13 protein-coding genes are annotated in these 20,271 nt (G+C 38.5%); 10 read left to right on the forward strand and 3 right to left on the reverse strand.

All coding sequences use genetic code 11. From position 1 onward, the window contains the following. Positions 1-106: 106 nt before the first annotated feature. Together OZZ83_RS04900 and OZZ83_RS04905 are read left to right on the forward strand one after the other, a co-directional pair. Positions 107-826, forward strand: a complete 720-nt coding sequence (locus tag OZZ83_RS04900) for a YebC/PmpR family DNA-binding transcriptional regulator (RefSeq protein ID WP_002290860.1) — start codon at positions 107-109, stop codon at positions 824-826. 178 nt (positions 827-1,004) lie between these two features. Continuing rightward, positions 1,005-1,652 (forward strand): hypothetical protein, encoded by a 648-nt coding sequence (locus OZZ83_RS04905; protein ID WP_002290861.1) that lies wholly within the window; start codon positions 1,005-1,007, stop codon positions 1,650-1,652. A 92-nt stretch (positions 1,653-1,744) separates the two neighbouring features. Here OZZ83_RS04905 and helD read toward each other — a convergent pair whose 3' ends face one another. Continuing rightward, positions 1,745-4,024 carry an RNA polymerase recycling motor HelD gene (gene helD / locus OZZ83_RS04910; RefSeq protein ID WP_002316971.1) on the reverse strand — a complete coding sequence of 760 codons (2,280 nt, stop codon included), beginning with the start codon at positions 4,022-4,024 and terminating at the stop codon, positions 1,745-1,747. 273 nt (positions 4,025-4,297) lie between these two features. On the opposite strand from helD, the gene OZZ83_RS04915 reads away from it, so the two are divergent. The 5 genes from OZZ83_RS04915 to OZZ83_RS04935 all read left to right on the forward strand — a co-directional run bounded on the left by OZZ83_RS04915 (position 4,298) and on the right by OZZ83_RS04935 (position 12,156). Further along, complete coding sequence (locus tag OZZ83_RS04915; protein WP_119365067.1) at positions 4,298-6,121, forward strand: heavy metal translocating P-type ATPase; 1,824 nt, start codon at positions 4,298-4,300, stop codon at positions 6,119-6,121. A 46-nt stretch (positions 6,122-6,167) separates the two neighbouring features. After that, positions 6,168-6,347, forward strand: coding sequence for a 2-hydroxymuconate tautomerase (locus OZZ83_RS04920; protein WP_002287649.1), 180 nt, complete (start codon positions 6,168-6,170; stop codon positions 6,345-6,347). Positions 6,348-6,682: 335 nt separating this feature from the next. After that, entirely contained in the window at positions 6,683-8,626 is a 1,944-nt protein-coding gene (gene thrS / locus OZZ83_RS04925) for a threonine--tRNA ligase (protein WP_278023496.1), read from the forward strand. A 222-nt stretch (positions 8,627-8,848) separates the two neighbouring features. After that, positions 8,849-9,697: a MurR/RpiR family transcriptional regulator gene (locus OZZ83_RS04930; RefSeq protein ID WP_002310387.1), complete on the forward strand. Its 849-nt coding sequence runs from the start codon at positions 8,849-8,851 to the stop codon at positions 9,695-9,697. Between the two features lie 305 nt (positions 9,698-10,002). After that, entirely contained in the window at positions 10,003-12,156 is a 2,154-nt protein-coding gene (locus OZZ83_RS04935) for a peptidoglycan D,D-transpeptidase FtsI family protein (RefSeq protein WP_325066014.1), read from the forward strand. 302 nt (positions 12,157-12,458) lie between these two features. On the opposite strand, the gene OZZ83_RS04940 is transcribed toward OZZ83_RS04935, so the two are convergent. Next, positions 12,459-13,271, reverse strand: coding sequence for a Cof-type HAD-IIB family hydrolase (locus OZZ83_RS04940; RefSeq protein WP_278023498.1), 813 nt, complete (start codon positions 13,269-13,271; stop codon positions 12,459-12,461). Positions 13,272-13,563: 292 nt separating this feature from the next. Between OZZ83_RS04940 and OZZ83_RS04945 the strand changes: the two genes are divergently transcribed. After that, entirely contained in the window at positions 13,564-15,000 is a 1,437-nt protein-coding gene (locus OZZ83_RS04945; RefSeq protein WP_278023500.1) for an NCS2 family permease, read from the forward strand. Between the two features lie 168 nt (positions 15,001-15,168). Then, entirely contained in the window at positions 15,169-16,365 is a 1,197-nt protein-coding gene (locus tag OZZ83_RS04950) for a multidrug efflux MFS transporter (RefSeq protein ID WP_278023501.1), read from the forward strand. Between the two features lie 60 nt (positions 16,366-16,425). On the opposite strand, the gene OZZ83_RS04955 is transcribed toward OZZ83_RS04950, so the two are convergent. Then, entirely contained in the window at positions 16,426-16,611 is a 186-nt protein-coding gene (locus OZZ83_RS04955; protein WP_002290959.1) for a YjzD family protein, read from the reverse strand. A gap of 229 nt (positions 16,612-16,840) precedes the next feature. Between OZZ83_RS04955 and dnaE the strand changes: the two genes are divergently transcribed. Further along, a complete protein-coding gene (gene dnaE / locus OZZ83_RS04960; RefSeq protein ID WP_278023502.1) occupies positions 16,841-20,152 on the forward strand; it encodes a DNA polymerase III subunit alpha in 3,312 nt (1,103 codons plus the stop codon). Positions 20,153-20,271: the final 119 nt, after the last annotated feature.

Consider the following 20,271-nt stretch of genomic DNA (forward strand, 5'->3'; position numbering starts at 1 on the left):
TGAAGGAAGAAAGAAAAAAAGCTTCACAGAATCGTGATTCACAAGTATAATGGAACAGGACGTTTTTGCGTTATGAAACTATCAAATCAGAAAGCGAAGTGAAAATATGGGACGTAAATGGGCAAATATCGTAGCAAAGAAAACTGCTAAAGATGCTAATAATAGCCGGATTTATGCAAAATTTGGGATTGAAATCTACGCGGCAGCAAAATCAGGTGATCCTGATCCGCATGCAAACCAAAAACTACGTTTCGTCATTGATCGCGCTAAAACTTATAATGTACCAAAACATATTATTGACCGAGCAATCGAAAAAGCAAAAGGTGCAGGAGATGAAACATACTCTGAATTACGTTATGAAGGATTTGGACCAAGCGGCTCAATGGTGATCGTTGATACATTGACAAACAATGTGAATCGAACAGCAGCAGACGTACGAGCAGCATTTGGGAAAAATGGCGGGAACATGGGTGTTTCTGGAGCGGTTTCTTATATGTTTGACAATACAGCAATCTTTGCATTTGCAGGAGAAGACGCTGATGAGATCCTTGAATATCTAATGGAAAAAGACATCGACGTTCGTGACGTAATGGAAGAAGATGGACAAATCATCGTTTACGGTGAAGTAGCGGATTTCCATAGTATCCAAGAAGCATTAAAAGAAAAAGGAATCACTGATTTTTCAATTGCTGAGATCCAAATGATTCCTCAAACCGAAGTTACATTATCTTCAGAAGATCAAGAAACATTTGAAAAAATGATTGATGCGCTAGAAGATTTAGAAGATGTACAGCACGTGTTCCATAATGTGGCATTAGAAGACTAAGCAATTAGTTTTAACGAAAAGTATTCAGTCTTTTTCAAAAAGCAGGACAATCTCACTAACAGATTGTCTTGTTTTTTTGTGTGATTTATTTTCTATTCTAATTCAACCTGTGGTATGATGAGAGCATAAGTATCATATGAAATGATATGAAGTATGTGGAAGATGGACGGGGAAGAATATGGAAGCAAAAATCACTTTAGAACCTTTTGAACGTATCTTAAGCGGTTACCGCAAAGTAGAAGAGTTAGCAGTGAACGTAACTGATTGTTCAAAATTAGCGCAAAAATACGCAAGATTCGGCGTTGAAGGCTATCGATTAGGAAACTATGTCGGTACAGGGTATCTGAACCGTTATTTAGAGTGTATGGTGGACCGCGCACCAATGCTGATTTATAGACAAAAATATTTGATTCCGCTGCTTTTTCGTCGTTCTGATTCAGCCTTTCGGTTATTTGAAGAAGAGTATCGGATGGAGGCTTTCTTTCTACTATTGGAGTGGAGCTTAAAGCATCATCCTGAAAAAATTCTCATCGAAAGAAATGAGAAGATAGATACGAAAAAAAATAAAGTGGTCGATAGTGCATACCTAGCATTTCGTGTATCAGAAATTTTGGATTGTGGGGGTTATCCAATCAGCAATTTCCAATCAATCGATCAGTTCATTGAATGGAACCGAATTTACCGATTGATCGATAATGGCGGTATTGGACGTCATAGCAAGGTATTTGACCCAGAATATCCAGAAAACATGGAAGAACTGAAAATGATTATTTCGCTTGTCAAATTAAAATATCCTGAAACAGATTTGGATTTATATATAGAATAAATGACCTTAAATGATGAAATTACTTTTTCTGCAATTATTGCTGTAACTAAAAAGACAACTGCTAACATTGACGATAGCAGTTGTCTTTTTAGTTACAATACTTTTTTCTCATAAGATGAAATATCCATATTGTTTAACAAAGGACTTTCATTATTGGAGGTAAAAAGTGTCAATTCATGCATCGCACGTGTACACATGGTGTAAAGGATCAATTTGTCTTGCTGAGAAGAAAAATGATCTGCATCTACATCCCACAAGAAAACTCGGTCAAACTCCAGACCTTTTGCTAAAAAGGCTGGAAGTAAAATAATGGAACGCTTCATAAAATCACTCTCATTTAAAATCAGCTGGACTTGTTGTTTCAACTCGTCTGGCAGTTGAGCATAAAGAGTCTCGCATTCTTCTTGGGTTTTAGCAATGATTGCTGTACGCCAATACCGGGCTTTTCCCTGAGTCGTTCGAATGGTATCTGCTAACCAATTCAGTTTGACATCATCAGTTGTTCCTTGGATGAGCAAAGGCAAATCGCCTTTTCTTGCTGTAGTCTCTACTTGATGTTCTTTTGCAATAAAGTGATTAGCAAAATCAGTGATTTCTTTTGTGGAGCGATAGCTTGTCGTTAATTGGAAACGGGTAACTTCACGGTCCACGAAAAGTTCTTCCAATGATCCCACAATCGTTTCATTTCCAAAGACATTTTGATTTAGATCTCCACAGAAAGTCAAATTTGCTTTTGGGAACAAGGCTTGCAACAATGCCACTTGTGATGGTGCGAAATCCTGCATTTCATCAATAAAGATATAGCGAGCTTTGTGTGTGACCGTCACCGGATACGTTCGGCGCATTAGTAAAAAGAATAGGACAGCATCCTCTTGGGGCAACTCTCTTTGACGCAAATGTGTACGAATAGTTGCTAAATGTTCTTGCCATCTGGTCTCGCTGATTTTATGTCGTGTCAGAAGAGAAAGTGGCACAGTTTGTAAAAAGTGGAGATATTGTTTCGTTATATTGACAAATTGATAATTCATGATTCCTCGATGAATTCGACGGAATCGTTTACGTACGATTTGGTTAGCCAGTTTTTTACGTAAGGAACGCTCCTTTTGTTCTGTATATTCAAGATTAGGATCTGTTGCGTATAGTTCTTGGAGCTGCTCTTCCGCGAGATCTTTGACCCATTGCTGACGTGTTTCATCTTTTTGCAGACCGCCTAATTTTTTCAGTAGTTTCGTTTGTAACAGAGAGAGTCTGTGGTGCAAGGGAAGTTGTTCATTTGTTTCTTTATACCATTGGCGAATCGATTCCCTCGATAGGATCGTACGACCATTTATTTTCATATCACGGAACAAGGGACCGTAGCTTGTGATGCTTTGGATATAGCGATCAATCTGATCCACTAAGGTCAATCCGCTTTTCATCACTTGTATCGGATCTTTTTCGCCTAGCAAAAAACCACTTTCCTGTTGCTGTTCGTCTAATAAAGAAAACTCTGGCAACAGCTGTGAAATATAATTTTTGAATGTTTGTGTAGGCACACCGCTTTCACCTAATGAAGGCAATACAGTCGAGATATAATCAGAAAACAAATGGTTTGGTGAAAATAGAAGCACGTTTTCTGCCTCTAGCCATTTGCGATTATGATACAACAGAAAAGCAATACGTTGAAGCAGAGCAGACGTTTTTCCGCTTCCGGCGATTCCTTCAATCAGCATCACTTTACTTGTTGTGTCCCGAATGATTGCATTTTGTGCTTTTTGTATCGTAGAGACGATATTTTTCATATGGTTGCTTGATGCTTCGTCCAATATCTCTAGCAAAAAGTCATCGTTGATTACTTCCGACGTATCTACCATAGATAAAATACGTCCTTCTTGGATTTTAAATTGTCGTTTCAACTGCAGATCGACATCTATTCTATCTGTTTCAGTTTCATAAAATGCGGGACCAATCTCACCTTCATAATAAAGGTTGGCAATTGGTGCGCGCCAGTCAATAACAATTGTTTCTTCTGCTAGATCTCTTAAAGAAGCGATACCTAGATACAATGTTTCTGTTTCACGGTCTTCTTTAAAATCGATACGGGCAAAGTAAGGACTGTCTTTCATAACAGACAACGTTTGTAGGCGTTTTTGCTGCGCCTCAAGAGTATGATATTTTAAAAGCAATTCTTGCTCATGTTGACGATATTCAACAGCAGATTCATAAAAAGCTTCATTGGAACCAGCTCGAATCTTGTGATTAGCTGTGTCTTTTGTCGAATGATTCATTTCTTGAGTCAATTCTCGTTGTTTTGTATCCAGCATATTTTGTTCGATCTGGATTAGTTCGATCGTTTCATCCACGTGCGTTTGTTCTAGTTGTTTCTCATTCATCACATGTTTGCTCCTTCCGCCGTAAATAACGAATTAAAAGTATAGCACAGTTTTTCGAAAAAAGGTACTTTTTAACGGATGAATCGAAAAAAGTCCTCTTTGCTCGATAGATTCGTTTGTCGGACTGGCGACTATTGGAAACGCTGATAGTGATAGTTGTTTTCAATTAAGGCCTATTGTTTTAAAAAGTGTTAAGCAAGTACTATGCTTAAGAGAAAGAGAGGCAATTGAAGATGACTAACCTCTAAGTCACAAAAAAGAGGAGAAGAAACTATGACACATTTAAAAAAATTTTTACTTACTTTATTTATTGGCGGAGTAGCTTTGTTAAGTGAATTTGTTTTCCATCAGCCGGGACTTGCTTTTATGATTGTTGCATTTACTGGAGGGATTCTCGCCTTCGTGATGTTTTTGGAAATGATCAAAACATTGCGTTCAGGAAGATATGGTGTAGATATATTAGCGATTACCGCAATCCTTGCAACATTAGCCGTCAAAGAATATTGGGCTAGTTTGATGATATTGATCATGCTTACAGGCGGAGATAGTCTAGAAGATTACGCGAATAAACGAGCAGGTAAAGAATTGCAATCTTTATTAGACAACACCCCAAGAATCGCCCATCGATTCAAAGAAGGAAGATGGCAGGATATAGTAATTGATGAAATAAATGTGGATGATCAGCTGCTAGTCAAGCCTGGCGAGCTTGTACCAGTTGATGGTCGAGTGATCAAAGGAGAATCATCAGTCGATGAATCTTCTTTGACAGGAGAGTCTCGTCCAGAAACAAAGAAACCTGGAGATCAGATCATGTCTGGGTCTTTAAATGGAGACGGATCAATCCAAATGATTGCTGAAAAACGCGCTGCAGATAGCCAATATCAAATGATCATTAAATTAGTCGAAGAATCAAAAGAAAAACCTGCCCGATTCGTCCGTTTAGCTGATCGTTATGCGGTTCCCTTTACATTGATCGCATATTTGATTGGCGGTATTTCTTGGTGGTTCTCAAAAGATCCTTTGCGTTTTGCAGAAGTATTGGTCGTAGCATCGCCTTGTCCATTGATTTTAGCTGCGCCGATCGCTTTAGTTGCTGGGATGAGCCGTTCAAGTAAAAACGGGATTGTTGTTAAAACTGGAACAACGATTGAAAAGCTCGCACGTACAAAAACGATTGCTTTTGATAAAACAGGAACGCTTACCAAAGGAATATTAGAAGTAGAGGCGATTCAACCAGTCAATGGAATGAAAAAAGAAGAGCTACTTATGTATGCAGCAAGTGCAGAACAGGAATCTAGCCATATCTTAGCTCGTTCGTTAGTGAACAACGTGAAAAACAGCCAACTGTATCCTGTTAGTCAACTGAAAGAAGTGACAGGTCAAGGAATCCAAGCAGTAGTCAATAATCATGACGTAAAGATTGGACGCGCTTCTTTTGTTTCAGTGGAAGAAATCGAAACTTCTGAAACAGCAATCTATGTAGCCATTGATCAATCCTTTGCAGGAACCATCCTGTTTTCGGATCAGATTCGCTCAGAAGCAGCAAAGACAATCAAAGAGCTAAGAAATCTTGGTGTGAAAAATTTGATGATGATTACCGGGGATGGATCAGCCATTGCTCAATCGATTGCAGAGGAAGTCAAATTAGATTCTGTACATGCTCATTGCTTGCCTCAAGACAAATTGACCATTTTAGAACATATCCCTAAAGATCAACGACCTGTGGCGATGATAGGAGACGGTGTGAATGACGCACCAGCACTTGCTGCTGCAGATATTGGCATTGCAATGGGCGCTCATGGTTCTACAGCTGCTAGTGAAAGTGCAGATGCGGTCATCTTGAAAGATGATCTTTTGCGTGTAGCAAAAGCAGTAGTAATCTCAAAAGATACGATGAGAATAGCGAAACAATCTGTACTGATTGGCATCTTTATTTGTATTTTTTTGATGTTAATAGCAAGTACGGGTCTGATTCCTGCGTTATTCGGAGCTGTTTTGCAAGAAGTCGTGGATACAGTCTCTATCCTGAGTGCGTTGAGAGCAAAAAAAGACCCAGCCATTTTTCCGGATTCAGTACCCAAGACAAACATAGTATGATAGAATCGAGATGAAAAAAGAACGATCAGAAAGAGGAGAGAATATTATGCCATTCGTACATGTCGAATTAGTAGAAGGTCGCAGTCCGGAACAATTAGAAAATATGATGAAAGATATCACGGAAGCTGTTCATAAAAACACGCAAGCACCAAAAGAACACATCCATGTCATCATCAACGAGATGAAAAAAGGAACATACGGTGTAAATGGGGAATGGAAAAAATAAGTTTAGATTCACACTTGATTTTTCTATTTATTAGTGGTTAAATAAACACATAATTGATTGATGAGAAAGCCAACTGAATTTGAGAGTCTTCGATAAGAGAGGAAAAGCTAGGCTGAAACTTTTCCAGGAGAAAACCAAAGGATGACCACTTTCGAAACCCTTGCTGAAGCAAGGGCGGTCGGACCGTTACAACGTTTGAGGAACGCATGTGCGTTTGAACATTAGGTGGAACCACGAACTTTTCGTCCTAGTATCTCTTTTCAAGAGATGCTAGGATTTTTTGTTTTTCAGCTTGATGATCTGATCAATCAAAACATTTCAAGGAGGAAACTATTATGATAAAAATTACTTTTCCAGATGGTGCAGTCAAAGAATTTGAGGCTGGTACAACAACATTGGCCATCGCTGAAAGTATTTCAAAAAGCTTAGCAAAAAAAGCTTTAGCTGGTAAAGTGAACGGCCAACTTATTGATTTGACTCGTCCAATCGAGGAAGATGCAAGTATTGAGATCATCACACCAGACCATGAAGATGCACTTGGATTAGTCCGACATTCAGCAGCTCATTTGATGGCTCAAGCAATGCGCCGCCTTTATCCAAATATCCACTTTGGTGTTGGGCCAGCTATTGATTCAGGGTTTTACTATGATACAGACAATGGACAAAATCAAGTAACTGCAGAAGATCTTCCCGCAATCGAAGCAGAGATGATGAAAATCGTCAAAGAAAATCTGCCAATCGAACGCCGTGTTCTTTCGAAACAAGAAGCATTAGAAATTTTTGCAAGTGATCCATACAAAGTAGAACTGATTAGTGAATTGCCAGAAGAAGAAGTGATTACTGCCTATCAACAAGGTGAATTCATCGATTTGTGCCGTGGTCCACATGTTCCGTCTACTGGTCGTATACAAGTATTCAAATTATTATCAGTGGCAGGTGCTTACTGGCGTGGGAACTCAAACAATCAAATGATGCAACGAGTTTACGGAACAGCCTTTTTTGATAAAAAAGCTTTGAAAGAATATATCCGTCTGCGTGAAGAAGGAAAAGAAAGAGATCATCGTAAACTAGGGAAAGAACTTGACTTGTTTATGGTTTCTCCAGAAGTTGGTTCTGGTTTGCCATTCTGGCTTCCAAAAGGGGCAACAATCCGACGCACGATCGAACGTTATATCGTAGACAAAGAAGTTAGTCTAGGTTACCAACATGTGTATACACCGATCATGGGAGATGTTGAGTTGTACAAAACATCTGGACACTGGGATCATTATCAAGAAGACATGTTCCCGCCAATGGATATGGGAGATGGCGAAATGCTTGTTCTTCGTCCAATGAACTGCCCTCATCACATGATGGTCTACAAAAACGCCATCCATTCTTACCGTGAATTACCAATTCGTATCGCTGAATTAGGAATGATGCATCGTTATGAAAAATCAGGTGCTTTGTCAGGTTTACAACGTGTACGAGAAATGACGTTGAACGATGGTCATACATTTGTTCGTCCTGACCAAATCAAAGATGAATTTAAGCGTACGCTTGAATTGATGGTCGCGGTATATGCTGACTTCAATATTACAGATTATCGTTTCCGCTTAAGCTACCGCGATCCAAACAATACAGATAAATATTTTGATGATGATGCAATGTGGGAAAAAGCCCAAGCAATGCTGAAAGCTGCTATGGATGAATTAGAGCTAGATTACTTTGAAGCAGAAGGGGAAGCAGCCTTTTACGGACCAAAATTAGATGTCCAAGTCAAAACAGCACTTGGGACAGAAGAAACATTGTCAACTATACAATTAGACTTCTTATTGCCGGAACGCTTTGATTTGACATATGTTGGAGAAGATGGAGAAAATACGCATCGTCCAGTGGTTATCCACCGCGGAATCGTTTCTACGATGGAACGTTTTGTCGCCTATTTGACAGAAGTATACAAAGGCGCTTTTCCAACATGGCTAGCACCAATACAAGCGACAATCATCCCTGTTTCTGTTGATGCACATGGCGATTATGCTTATGAAATCAAAGAACGCTTGCAAATGAAAGGTTTACGTGTAGAAGTCGATGACCGCAATGAAAAAATGGGCTATAAGATTCGTGCCTCTCAAACACAAAAAATTCCTTACCAATTAGTTGTCGGTGATAAAGAATTGGAAGATGCAACAGTGAATGTACGTCGTTACGGAAGCAAAGAAACAGCTGTAGAAGATTTGAATATCTTTATTGATGCTATGGAAGCAGAAGTCAAAAATTACAGCAGAGAAAACAAATAGATAAATCATCTATAAAAAAGCACTAAATAAAAAAACAATCCAAATAATAGAGAACAGATATTCCACAATCCCACAGATGGACAATAGAATTTGCGGGATTGATGGAATGAGCTATCCTATTGTGCGGATTGTTTTTTTGTTTTTTTATCCAGTACACGACCGTTAACAAGGAACTGATATGGTATACTTACATAGACGATTATTAAAAGGATGGAGGAACTTATGAGCGTAATTAGTCGTATTGAAAGTATGATGGAAGATTATTCTTCAGCAGAAAAAAAGTTGGCCAACTACATTATTGGAAATATTGAGAAGGTCCCCACAATGACAGCTAATGAATTAGCGGAGGCTTCAGGTTTGAGTGCGCCGACAGTTGTACGTTTTTCAAAAAAAATCGGGTTTCAAAGTTTGACGGACTTCAAAATCACGATTTCAACAGAATTACAGACTGGAATCGATGAAGGATTTAGCGATATCGAAGCAAATGAGTCCTTTTACTCTATCAAAAACAAACTTGGGAACAATGCGCAAGTAGCGATAAAAGAAACAGTAGATATTCTGGAAGAAGAAACGATCCAAAAAGTCGTAGAATGTTTGGAAACGGCTGAGTCTGTTTTTTTATATGGTGTGGGTGCCTCTTCTTTAGTGGTAGAAGACATTCTGCAAAAATGGTCTCGTGTCGGTAAGCCCATCATTTTTGAAAAAGATATCCATGTCTTGCTCCCACAACTTGTCAGCAATGAGAAGAAGAAAGTACTTTGGCTTGTTTCGAACTCAGGGAGAAGCGCAGATGTAGTTGCATTAGCTGAGCTAGCAAAAAATATGAATATCGAGATCATTGCGTTGACGCAATTTGGAAATAACCCACTTAGCAAGATAGCCGATGTACTCGTACAAACATCAAGACCAAAAGAAATCACCAATCGAAGTGCGGCAACCAATTCACTTTTGGCCCAATTCGCTACGATTGATATCATTTTTTATTTTTATATGGCTAAAAACGAATCACTTAGTGAAAAAGTGAAAAAAACAAGAGAAGCAATTCAAGACTATTTTATGGATTCAAAATAAAAAAACTAAATTTACCTTACTATTTTTGATATAAGTTTTTTTAGAATAACAACTTATAGTTTTCCACAAAGAAATGTTCTATTAAAGTGTTTCACGACTTTAGAAAGCATAATTTTCAAAAATAAGTTTAGTTTTTAATGAAAAAAATAGTTGGATATGCAACTTCAGAGGTTTGCTGTGAAACAAAAAGTTGATTTTATCTTGAAATTAGGTAAAGAATTTCTTGCTCCGCTCATTTTTTCTTTTTTATTAAGAAGTTTTTGGGTACAATGAAGCATGAATGTAAATAGGCGGAAGGATAGGAAATGATGAAAGATTTTATGAAAAAAATAGTAAATACTTCTTGGATAGAAAAAATAAGAAAAGGGGCACAAGAGCCTAAAAACAAAACGTTTCGCCGGTCGCATGTTCCTTTTCGCTTAAATTTTCTTTTTTTCATTATATTTACGTTATTTGTTGCGTTGATTGCTCGATTGGGCTATTTACAGATCGTGAATGGTGAAGAGATGGAAGCGCGAGTGAAATCTACTTCTACGATTACAGTCCAAGAAAGTACCCCTCGTGGAATGATCTACGATTCCACAGGAAAAGCGTTAGTCACAAATAAAGCGAATCAGGCAATCACCTATACGAGGGGCACACAAGTGACGGCTAAAGACCTACTTGAAATCGCAACGAAGCTGAACTCGCTGATTGATGTGCCGGCAGATGAAAATCTGACAGATAGAGATAAAAAAGATTTTTGGCTGGCTGATCCGGAACATTTGAAGGAAGTCACAAAAAGACTTTCGGCAAAAGAAAAGCAATTAGGAAACAGCGAACAATACAGCGCGATGGTCAATAAAGTAACAGATGATGAGATCAACTTAAACGAGGAACAATTAAAGATCGCTACCATCTTTAAACGGATGAACAGTGCATATGAATTAAACACGGTCTATATCAAGAACTCTGGTGTTACTGACCAAGAATTAGCTGTTGTGGCGGAACGTGCTTCTGAGCTTCCAGGAGTTTCGACAGGCACAGACTGGACACGCGAATATAACGCAGCAGATTCACTGAAAAGTATTTTAGGTAGTGTGACGACTGAAAAACAAGGACTTCCGGCAGATGAAGCAGAGAAGTATTTAGCAAAAGGTTATTCTCGAAATGATCGTGTGGGACAAAGTTATTTGGAAAAACAATATGAAGATGTCCTACAAGGAACTAAAACCCAATATGAAGTTTCTCTTGATAATGAAGGCAATGTTTCGAATCAAAAAGAAATCTTCTCTGGGGAAAAAGGTTCTAATTTAATGTTATCGATGAATGCAGAATTCCAATCAAAAGTAGAAGAAATCTTAAAAAGAAATTATCAAACATTGATCAATAATGGTAAAGCACAGTACTCGCCTGGTGCTTATGCAGTAGCCATGAATCCTCAGACAGGAGAAGTGTTAGCCATGACTGGTTTCAGTCATGAGCAAGGTTCCAAGGAAATCACCGAGAATGCTTTGGGTACGATCACTAGCGCCTTTGCTCCAGGGTCTGTAGTCAAGGCTGGTACTTTGACAGCAGGTTGGGCAAGTAACGCGATCAGCGGGAATCAAGTGTTGATTGATGAACCGATTCGTCTACAAGGTGCTTCAGAAAAAAGCTCTGTCTTTAACCGAAACGGACAAGTTGCTCTTGATGCAGTCAAAGCATTGGAATTGTCTTCCAATACGTATATGATCAAAGTGGCATTAAAGATGCTAGGACTAGACTATACTCCTAGAATGGGACTACCTAGTTTAGACGAAGAAGCTAAAGCTTATCAACAATTGAGAGACTCTTTCAAAGAATTTGGTCTTGGTACAACGACTGGGATTGATTTGCCGAATGAATCTCCTGGGATTTCACGCTCTGTTGAGTATATGAAGAAGTTCAATGCGGATAATGGCAAAGAATGGTATACTCCTGGTAACTTTACCGATTTGGCATTTGGACAGTTTGACACATATACACCGATCCAATTAGCTCAATATGCTTCAACAGTCGCTAATGGCGGGAAACGAGTACAGCCTCACCTAGTCAAAGCAATCTATGGCAATGACGAAAATGGGAATTTAGGTGAAGTGAAAAAAGAAATTAGCACGACAGTAGAAAATACGGTCAATATATCTGCAGAAAATATGGCAATCCTCCGTGAAGGATTCCATCAGGTTGTTCATGGTACCGACCCTTACACAACAGCTAAACCATTAGCCAGTGCGAAAATGGACCTTTCTGCAAAAACAGGGACTGCAGAAACGGTTGCGGAAGGTCACCCAGATATTACGACAGTCAATAGTAATATCGTGGCATACGGACCAACAGACAATCCGGAAATCGCAATCAGTGTGGTCTTGCCGAACTTATTAGATGAACAAGACCACATGAACTTGACGATTGCTAAAGAAATAATGGACGCGTATTATGATATGTTCATGGCAAAATAAAAAAGAGGTCGTGAAAAAGCCACTTAGTTTCGAGTATGAAGAAAAATTTTGTGAAAATAGCTTCTCATATTTTTGCTTAAATTTGACTTCATACCGAGAAACTGGCTTTTGAACACTATTTATCAAGAGGGTGTGAAATCAGCACCCTGATCTGAGTATTAGAGAAACAAAATGGGAAAATAGATTTTCATATTTTGCTGTTTTTGAGCTAATACCGAAGGACAGCTGATTGAGCACCGTTTACTCGGCAAAAAAGGTTGTGACAAAAATTGTCACAACCTTTTTTAGTGGAATCTAATTCTCTATTGTAGTTTAAGTAATTTTTCCAGATAAACAGCTAAACCGTCTTCTTGATTGCTCAAAGGAGTGACATCATTTGCGATGCCTTTGAGCTGATCAGTACCATTAGCCATAGCCACTCCCCAGCCTGCATAATCCAGCAGCTCCAAATCGTTATGCTCATCACCAAAAGCAATCACGTCTTGTTGATCAATAGATAGGTAGTTAGCAATCTCTTGCACACCTTTTGCTTTTTGTATTCCTTTTGAAACAATCTCTAAGATCGCCGTAGGACCGCCCCACGTACGAATATCCACATAACTGCCAAATTGACGTGTTAATTCAGCAGATACAGCTTCTGCAAAACGCTTGTCTGTTCGGACAAGCAAAGATGTAGGATTTGTCGTCAGATTTTTAGGAGAAAGCAAGTTTTTTTCTCCAGGACGTGAAGAAGCAAAAATTTTTTCATCAAAGAAGTCAAAGCTGTCGATAAAAAAAGTATCCCGATTTTCAGCAGCGATAAAGTCTAAATTCAATTGTTTTTTTTGCGATAAGATTTCAAAAGCAATTTCACGATTAATCAATGTTTCTCTTTCGCCATCCCAATGTTGATTAGGGATATGCACCAGTGCGCCGTTAAAATTAACCATCGGTGTTGTTAACTCTAATTGTTGGTAAAATTGATGGCTCATTCGAAATGGGCGTCCAGTAGCGATACTGACATGATGACCAGCATTGATTGCTTTTTTCAGGGTTTCTTTTGTTTTAGAGGTAATCATCGAATCTTGATTGAGGGTGGTTCCGTCCAGATCGATGGCAATTAATTTTTTATTCAATAAAGGTCCTTCCTTCCTCAACTAGCATTTGTTTTAGTCTAGCATATTTTAGTTAATTAACAAGAGGAATCAGTTATTCCTAACAAAAAATACAGTTATGGCTATGTAAATAAATGAATACGAGCTAAACACGAACATTAAGTATTGTTTTCGGTTTTTTTGTTAAAAAAACGTTGAAAAACGAATAAAACGTCTATATAATTTGAAATTGTTCGATGGATTTGCCATATTTTGCATATTTTTTATTATTATAGTTTTCCATCAGAAAAAAATTCAGGGAGTGGAACTTTTTATGGAAAAGTTTTTCGGTTTAAAGAAAAACAATACAAATGTATCAACTGAAATAATGGCGGGAGTAACGACATTCTTTGCCATGAGCTATATCTTATTCGTAAATCCGACGATTTTATCAGCATCAGGTATGCCGTTCCAAGCAGTATTTCTAGCCACAATCATTGCATCAATCATTGGTACGCTAGTCATGGGATTGTTCGCGAATGTACCATATGCTCAGGCACCTGGTATGGGATTGAACGCATTTTTCACTTTTACGGTCGTTTTTGGGCTTGGCTATTCTTGGCAACAAGCCTTGGCAATGGTTTTTATTTGCGGATTAATCAATATTTTTATTACTGTTACAAATATCCGAAAGATGATCATTCGGGCGATTCCTGAAAGTCTTCAACATGCGATTGGTGGCGGGATCGGTATTTTCGTTGCGTATGTCGGGATCAAAAATGCAGGATTTTTATCTTTTTCAGCAGACCAATCTGCTATTTCGAGTTCTGTCGTTGAAGGTGGAAAAGCAACAAATGTTACGATAAATGGCGGAATCGTTCCCGCGTTAGCCAACTTTGACAACGCACCTATCTTGTTAGCTGTGATTGGTTTGGTGCTGACAGCCATTTTAGTTGTAAAAAACGTCCGTGGTGCTATTCTTATCGGTATCGTAGCGACCACAGTCCTTGGGATTTTTATGGGTGTTGTTGATTTAAGTTCCATTGATTGGCAAACGAATTCGTTAGGCAATTCATTTAAAGAATTAGGAACAACGTTCGGTGCAGCATTTGGTTCTGAAGGAATGCAATCTTTATTCAGTGATTCTTCCAAGATCCCTCAAGTATTGATGACGATCATCGCATTCAGTTTATCTGATACATTTGATACGGTCGGAACATTTATCGGTACAGGACGCCGCACAGGTATTTTCTCAAAAGAGGACGAGATCGCATTGGAAGATGGCCGCGGGTTCAAAACAAAAATGGATAAAGCGCTATTTGCAGATGCAATCGCTACTTCCGTAGGTGCTATCTTTGGTACATCAAATACAACAACTTATGTCGAATCTGCAGCTGGAATCGGGGCCGGCGGACGTACTGGTTTGACTTCAGTAGTAGTGGCAGTGCTATTCGCATTAAGTAGTCTGTTCTCCCCGCTGATCGCCATTGTACCAAATCAAGCAACTGCGCCAGCACTGATTTTGGTCGGAGTAATGATGATGGCTTCTTTCGCAGACATCAAATGGCTAGATATGGAAGAAGCTTTACCAGCCTTCTTTGCATCGATCTTTATGGGATTGTGCTATAGCATTTCTTATGGGATTGCAGCAGGATTTATTTTCTATACAATTGTCAAAGTAATCAAAGGAAAATTCAATGAAGTTTCTGTTGCTTTGTGGATTGTTGATATTTTATTCATCATCAACTTCATCATTCTAGCAACGATTTAAATAAAGAGAAGGGATTGGAACAGCATTTTTTCCGGTCTCTTTTTTTTTACATAAAAAGAACGTTACATATAAAATAATCTTTGCGGGATTTTTCTCTTTTTACTGGCGAGATCGTTGCTTGTTTATTCGAAAATAGGTATGATAAAAGAGACGAAAGAGGGATGATAGATGAAGATTAATTGGAGAAAAAATTTAGTGATTGCATGGATTGGCTGTTTTTTCACTGGTGCAAGTATTAGTTTAGTTATGCCATTCATACCAGTTTATGTTGAGCAACTAGGAACACCAAAAGATCAAATCGAATTGTTTTCGGGACTAGCAATCTCTGTTACTGCTTTTGCATCTGCCGTGGTTGCACCAATCTGGGGAAATCTAGCTGATCGAAAAGGTCGAAAACTCATGATGATCCGTGCAGCAGCTGGGATGACGTTGACGATGGGTTCTTTAGCTTTTGTGCCGAACGCGTATTGGCTTTTGATCATGCGTTTTTGGAACGGGATTTTGTCTGGGTATATTCCAAATGCAACAGCAATGATTGCTTCACAAGCGCCTAGAGAAAAGAGCGGATGGGCATTAGGAACATTATCCACCGGAGCGATTGCGGGAAATCTGATCGGACCTTCTATGGGCGGTGCATTGGCTCAGTGGTTTGGTATGGAAAATGTATTCTTGATCACAGGGGCTTTGTTGATGATCACAACGGTGTTGACCATCTTCTTAGTCAAAGAAGATTTCCATCCAATCGAGAAAAAATATCTGATAAGCACCAAAGAAATTTTTTCAAAAATGGATCATCTCTCTATTTTGATTGGTCTCTTCATCACGACCTTGATTTTACAGATAGGGATCACTACGATCAGCCCTATTTTGACCTTATATATTCGTGAATTGAGCGGAAATACAGAAAATATCCTGTTTGTCAGCGGCTTGATTGTTTCGATAGCTGGTGTTTCCGCAGTCTTTTCTTCACCAAAACTAGGAAAACTAGGGGATAAGATTGGGAATCAAAAAGTTTTAATTGGCGGACTCATCTTATCATTTTGCTGTTATTTGCCCATGGCGTTTGTCACGACACCACTCCAATTAGGTATACTTCGTTTTATTTTAGGTTTTTCAACTGGTGCTTTGATGCCTTCTGTCAATACACTGATCAGTAAAATCACGCCACAAGAAGGGGTTAGCCGAATCTATAGCTATAATCAGATGTTCAGTAACTTTGGACAGGTTCTAGGACCCATGTTGGGGTCGACAGTTGCGCATGCTTATAATTACAGTGCTGTTTTTATTGTGACAAGTTTATTCGTCCTGTCAAATATTCTTCTTTCTCTATTCAATTTTCGTAAAGTTCTTCGCAGTAGATTATAATAGTGCTGAAAATTGGAAATAAAAAAGAGCTTGAGATATCTCAAGCTCTTGGCTGGTTTTTTACGAATGGGCAGAGGTTTCTTTTCTTGGCGCAACTGCACCAATCAAAAGGATAATGACACCCGCAATTAATGAAATGATTGTTGTCAAAGTAAAATCATATGTTCCGCTTGTTAATGCAGCACCAATATAACCGACTACTTGACCTAGAACGACAGCCCAGAATAATGTAACGATATATCGCATAAAGAACACCTCTTTTCTATCTTAATTTTACCAGATTTTCTTTGAATGTAAAGAAACGAGACTAAATCTCAATAAAATTCGAGTTCTTGTGAAAGAACTCATTTCTACAGACTAGAAGCAAGCAAATGAAGCAGAACAATTAACTTCAGCACTTGTTATTTAATGAAAGTAAAAGGATCATACCTTTTAACGCTAGTGAATTTTAACGAAAAAAAAGGCGGAATGCAAGATGTTTTTCCCACAACTTTATACAATTACTTCTTATTCTCTTTTACAAAGTACGATCCGTATTCGAGAATATGTACAAGAAGCAAAAAAACAAGGCTACACTTCATTAGCCATAACGGATAAAGATGTCTTATACGGTGCACCTGAATTCTATCGTATTTGTGTAGAAGAAGAAATACAGCCAATCATTGGATTACATCTTAGTTATACTTATGAAGAAAAAAATTATGGTTTGCTTGCGTACGCAAAAGATGAGACAGGTTATCAGCAACTGATGAAACTTTCCAGTCGAAAAATGATCCAAGAAAAAATGGCACTTGATGATATGATAGAAACCGACCATCTAGTGTTTGTCGTTCCGGCAACTCATTCTGTTTCTGAGGCTTTCAATAAAGAGGAACATTTTTTCAGTCATTGGCAGTTTTTGCTTGAAAATGTTTTTACTAAAGATTTTTATATCGGCTTGTCAGAAAACACGCCTAATCAATTGCCTGAATGGTATCAGTATGTGACAAAAGAAAATTATCCGCTTTGTGCATTGCATCCAATCGCTAGTTTACAGCAAGAAGACCTTTTTGCGCTTGAAGTGATGAAGCATATCAAAGAGGGAAGTCAGATGCCTTTAGAAAGTTTATCTGCACCTTTACCATCAGCAAATGGTTACCTGATTTCAGAACAAGAAATGATCAAACGATTCGAAGAAGCAGGTCTTTCACAAGCTGTAATAGGTGCTCAGCGCTTAGCTGAATCGATTTCATTTGAATTTCAGTTTCATCAGAAATTACTCCCGCATTATCCCGTCCCTCAGGGAAAACAAGCTGGAGAATATTTAAGAGAGCTATGCTACTCGCAAGTAGAACATCGGATCGTTGATTATACAAAGGAGTACCGAGAACGTTTGGACTATGAGTTATCTGTCATCCATCAAATGGGATTCGATGATTATTTCCTGATCGTATGGGATGTAATGGCTTTTGCTCATAGAAATAAAATCGTTACCGGTGCAGGCCGTGGTTCTGCTGCTGGTTCATTAGTAGCCTATGTGTTAGAAATCACAGATGTGGATCCATTAGAGTATGACTTGCTATTCGAACGATTTTTAAATCCTGAACGTTTTACGATGCCGGATATTGATTTGGATATTCCTGACAACCGACGTGAGGAAGTATTGAATTATGTTCGAGAAAAGTATGGACAATATCACATGGCGCAAATCGCGACATTTGGTACAATGGCTGCAAAAATGGTTCTTAGAGATGCAGCTAGAGTGTTTGGTCTGTCACAAAGTGAAGCAAACCGCTGGTCAAAAGCAATACCAAACCAACTGAAAATCACATTGACCCAAGCTTACAAAACATCGCGTCAACTAGTAGAATTAGTTCAGGCAAGCGAAAAAAACCAACTTTTATTCAAAACCGCAGTGATTTTAGAAGGATTGCCAAGACACGTTTCGACTCACGCAGCAGGGGTAGTTATCAGCGATAGGAATCTACTTGAATTAGTACCGCTCCAACGCGGTTCTGATGAAGCTTTTCTGACTCAGTATACGATGAATGAGGTAGAAGCCATCGGTCTTTTGAAAATGGACTTTCTAGGACTACGTAACTTATCGATTATTGATTTTACTTTAAAGGCTGTTAAGCGAGTAGAAGGGCAGGAAATCCGATTAAAAGAGATCCCATTAAATGATGTAAAAACGCTACTCTTGTTTCAACGAGGCGAAACTTCAGGAGTATTTCAATTTGAATCCGCTGGTATTCGAAACGTTTTACGAAGATTAGGACCAGAAAACATCGAAGATATTGCCGCAGTCAATGCGTTGTATCGTCCAGGTCCTATGCAAAATATCGATACTTTCATTGCCAGAAAAAAAGGAAAAGAAGCCATTCGCTACCCCGATGATTCACTGATCCCGATTTTGAAAAACACATACGGGGTGATTGTCTATCAGGAACAAATCATGCAGATTGCCTCGACTATGGCTGGATTTACATTAGGACAGTCAGATATTTTGAGGCGGGCAGTTAGTAAAAAGAAAAAAGACGTATTAGATGAAGAAAAGTCGCATTTTGTATCAGGAGCATTACAACAAGGATATTCGGAAAAAACAGCAGTGACTGTATATGAATATATTGAAAAATTTGCAAACTATGGATTCAATCGGTCGCATGCATTTGCTTATTCCTTCGTGGGATTCCAAATGGCATATCTAAAGGCTCATCATCCAGGAGCTTTCTTTACCAGTCTAATGAATTCTGTTCGGCATAACACAACGAAATTGAAAGAATATATTGCAGAAGCACGTAAAAATAAACTCAAACTTTCTTCACCATCCATCAATCAAAGCAATTATAGTTTTGAGTTGGTCAATAAGGAAGAAATCAGATTCGGGCTGACAGCGATAAAAGGCATCCGACGTGATTTTGTAGAAGATGTATTGAATGAAAGAAAACAAAATGGCCCGTTCAAGTCAGTAGATCAATTCCTCATACGGATCGATAAGCGGTGGCTGAAATTAGAGTTACTGCAATCACTGACAGCAGTAGGTGTTTTTGATGAATTATCTCCTAACAGGAAACAGTTGATGCTTGATCTCGAAGGAAAAATCCAAAATATCGTTTACAGCGGTGGCAGTCTAGATTTGCTAGGAATCATGGCATTAAAAGAAGAAGAAGTTGCTGACTATACACTAGAAGAACGACTGAAGCTGGAAGAGGAATACTTAGGTGTTTATTTGTCAGGACATCCTGCAGAAGGGTTTGACCGACTTCGTTTAGCTAAACAGGTTCAGCTGATTACAGATATCGTTCCTAATCAACCAGTCAATTTACTATTGATGATAAAGGAAGTTAGAGAGATTCGGACAAAAAAAGGCGAACTGATGGCCTTCGTGGAAGGAACCGATAGTAGCGGAGAAATTTCTGTCACGGTTTTTCCAACTCTTTATCGAAAATATCGTAACCTGTTTGCAGTTGATCAAGTGATTTTTGTTCAAGGGCGTAGCGAAATCAGCAAATATAACCAGGAACTACAATTGATTGGAGAAAGCTTTGCTGATCCTCGTCAGTTAGAAACACAGTATCCTTCACAAACGTGCTATTTGCGTATAACAGAAGAACGGGAAGACCCTGAGATAATGAAACAATTACAAGGGATTTTTCAGAAACACCCAGGATATATTCCAGTAATTATGTACCACGAAAAAACACAACGAAAAGTTGTTCTGTCAGATGCTTATTGGGTGGATGACAGCAAGAGTATAAAGGGACAACTTGTTTCTCTACTTGGCGAAGATAATGTGGTTTTCAAATAACTTACGGTAAAAAATACTACTTGCTTTCATTTTTTTTCATTTTTTTATCCGTAAATCAAGACAAGCGAGAAAAATAATGTTAGAATGTTAGTCGTGGTTAACGCAAAAATGGTTGTAAA

Source organism: Enterococcus sp. E5-162, from assembly GCF_035725965.1.
Lineage (GTDB): Bacteria > Bacillota > Bacilli > Lactobacillales > Enterococcaceae > Enterococcus_B > Enterococcus_B lactis.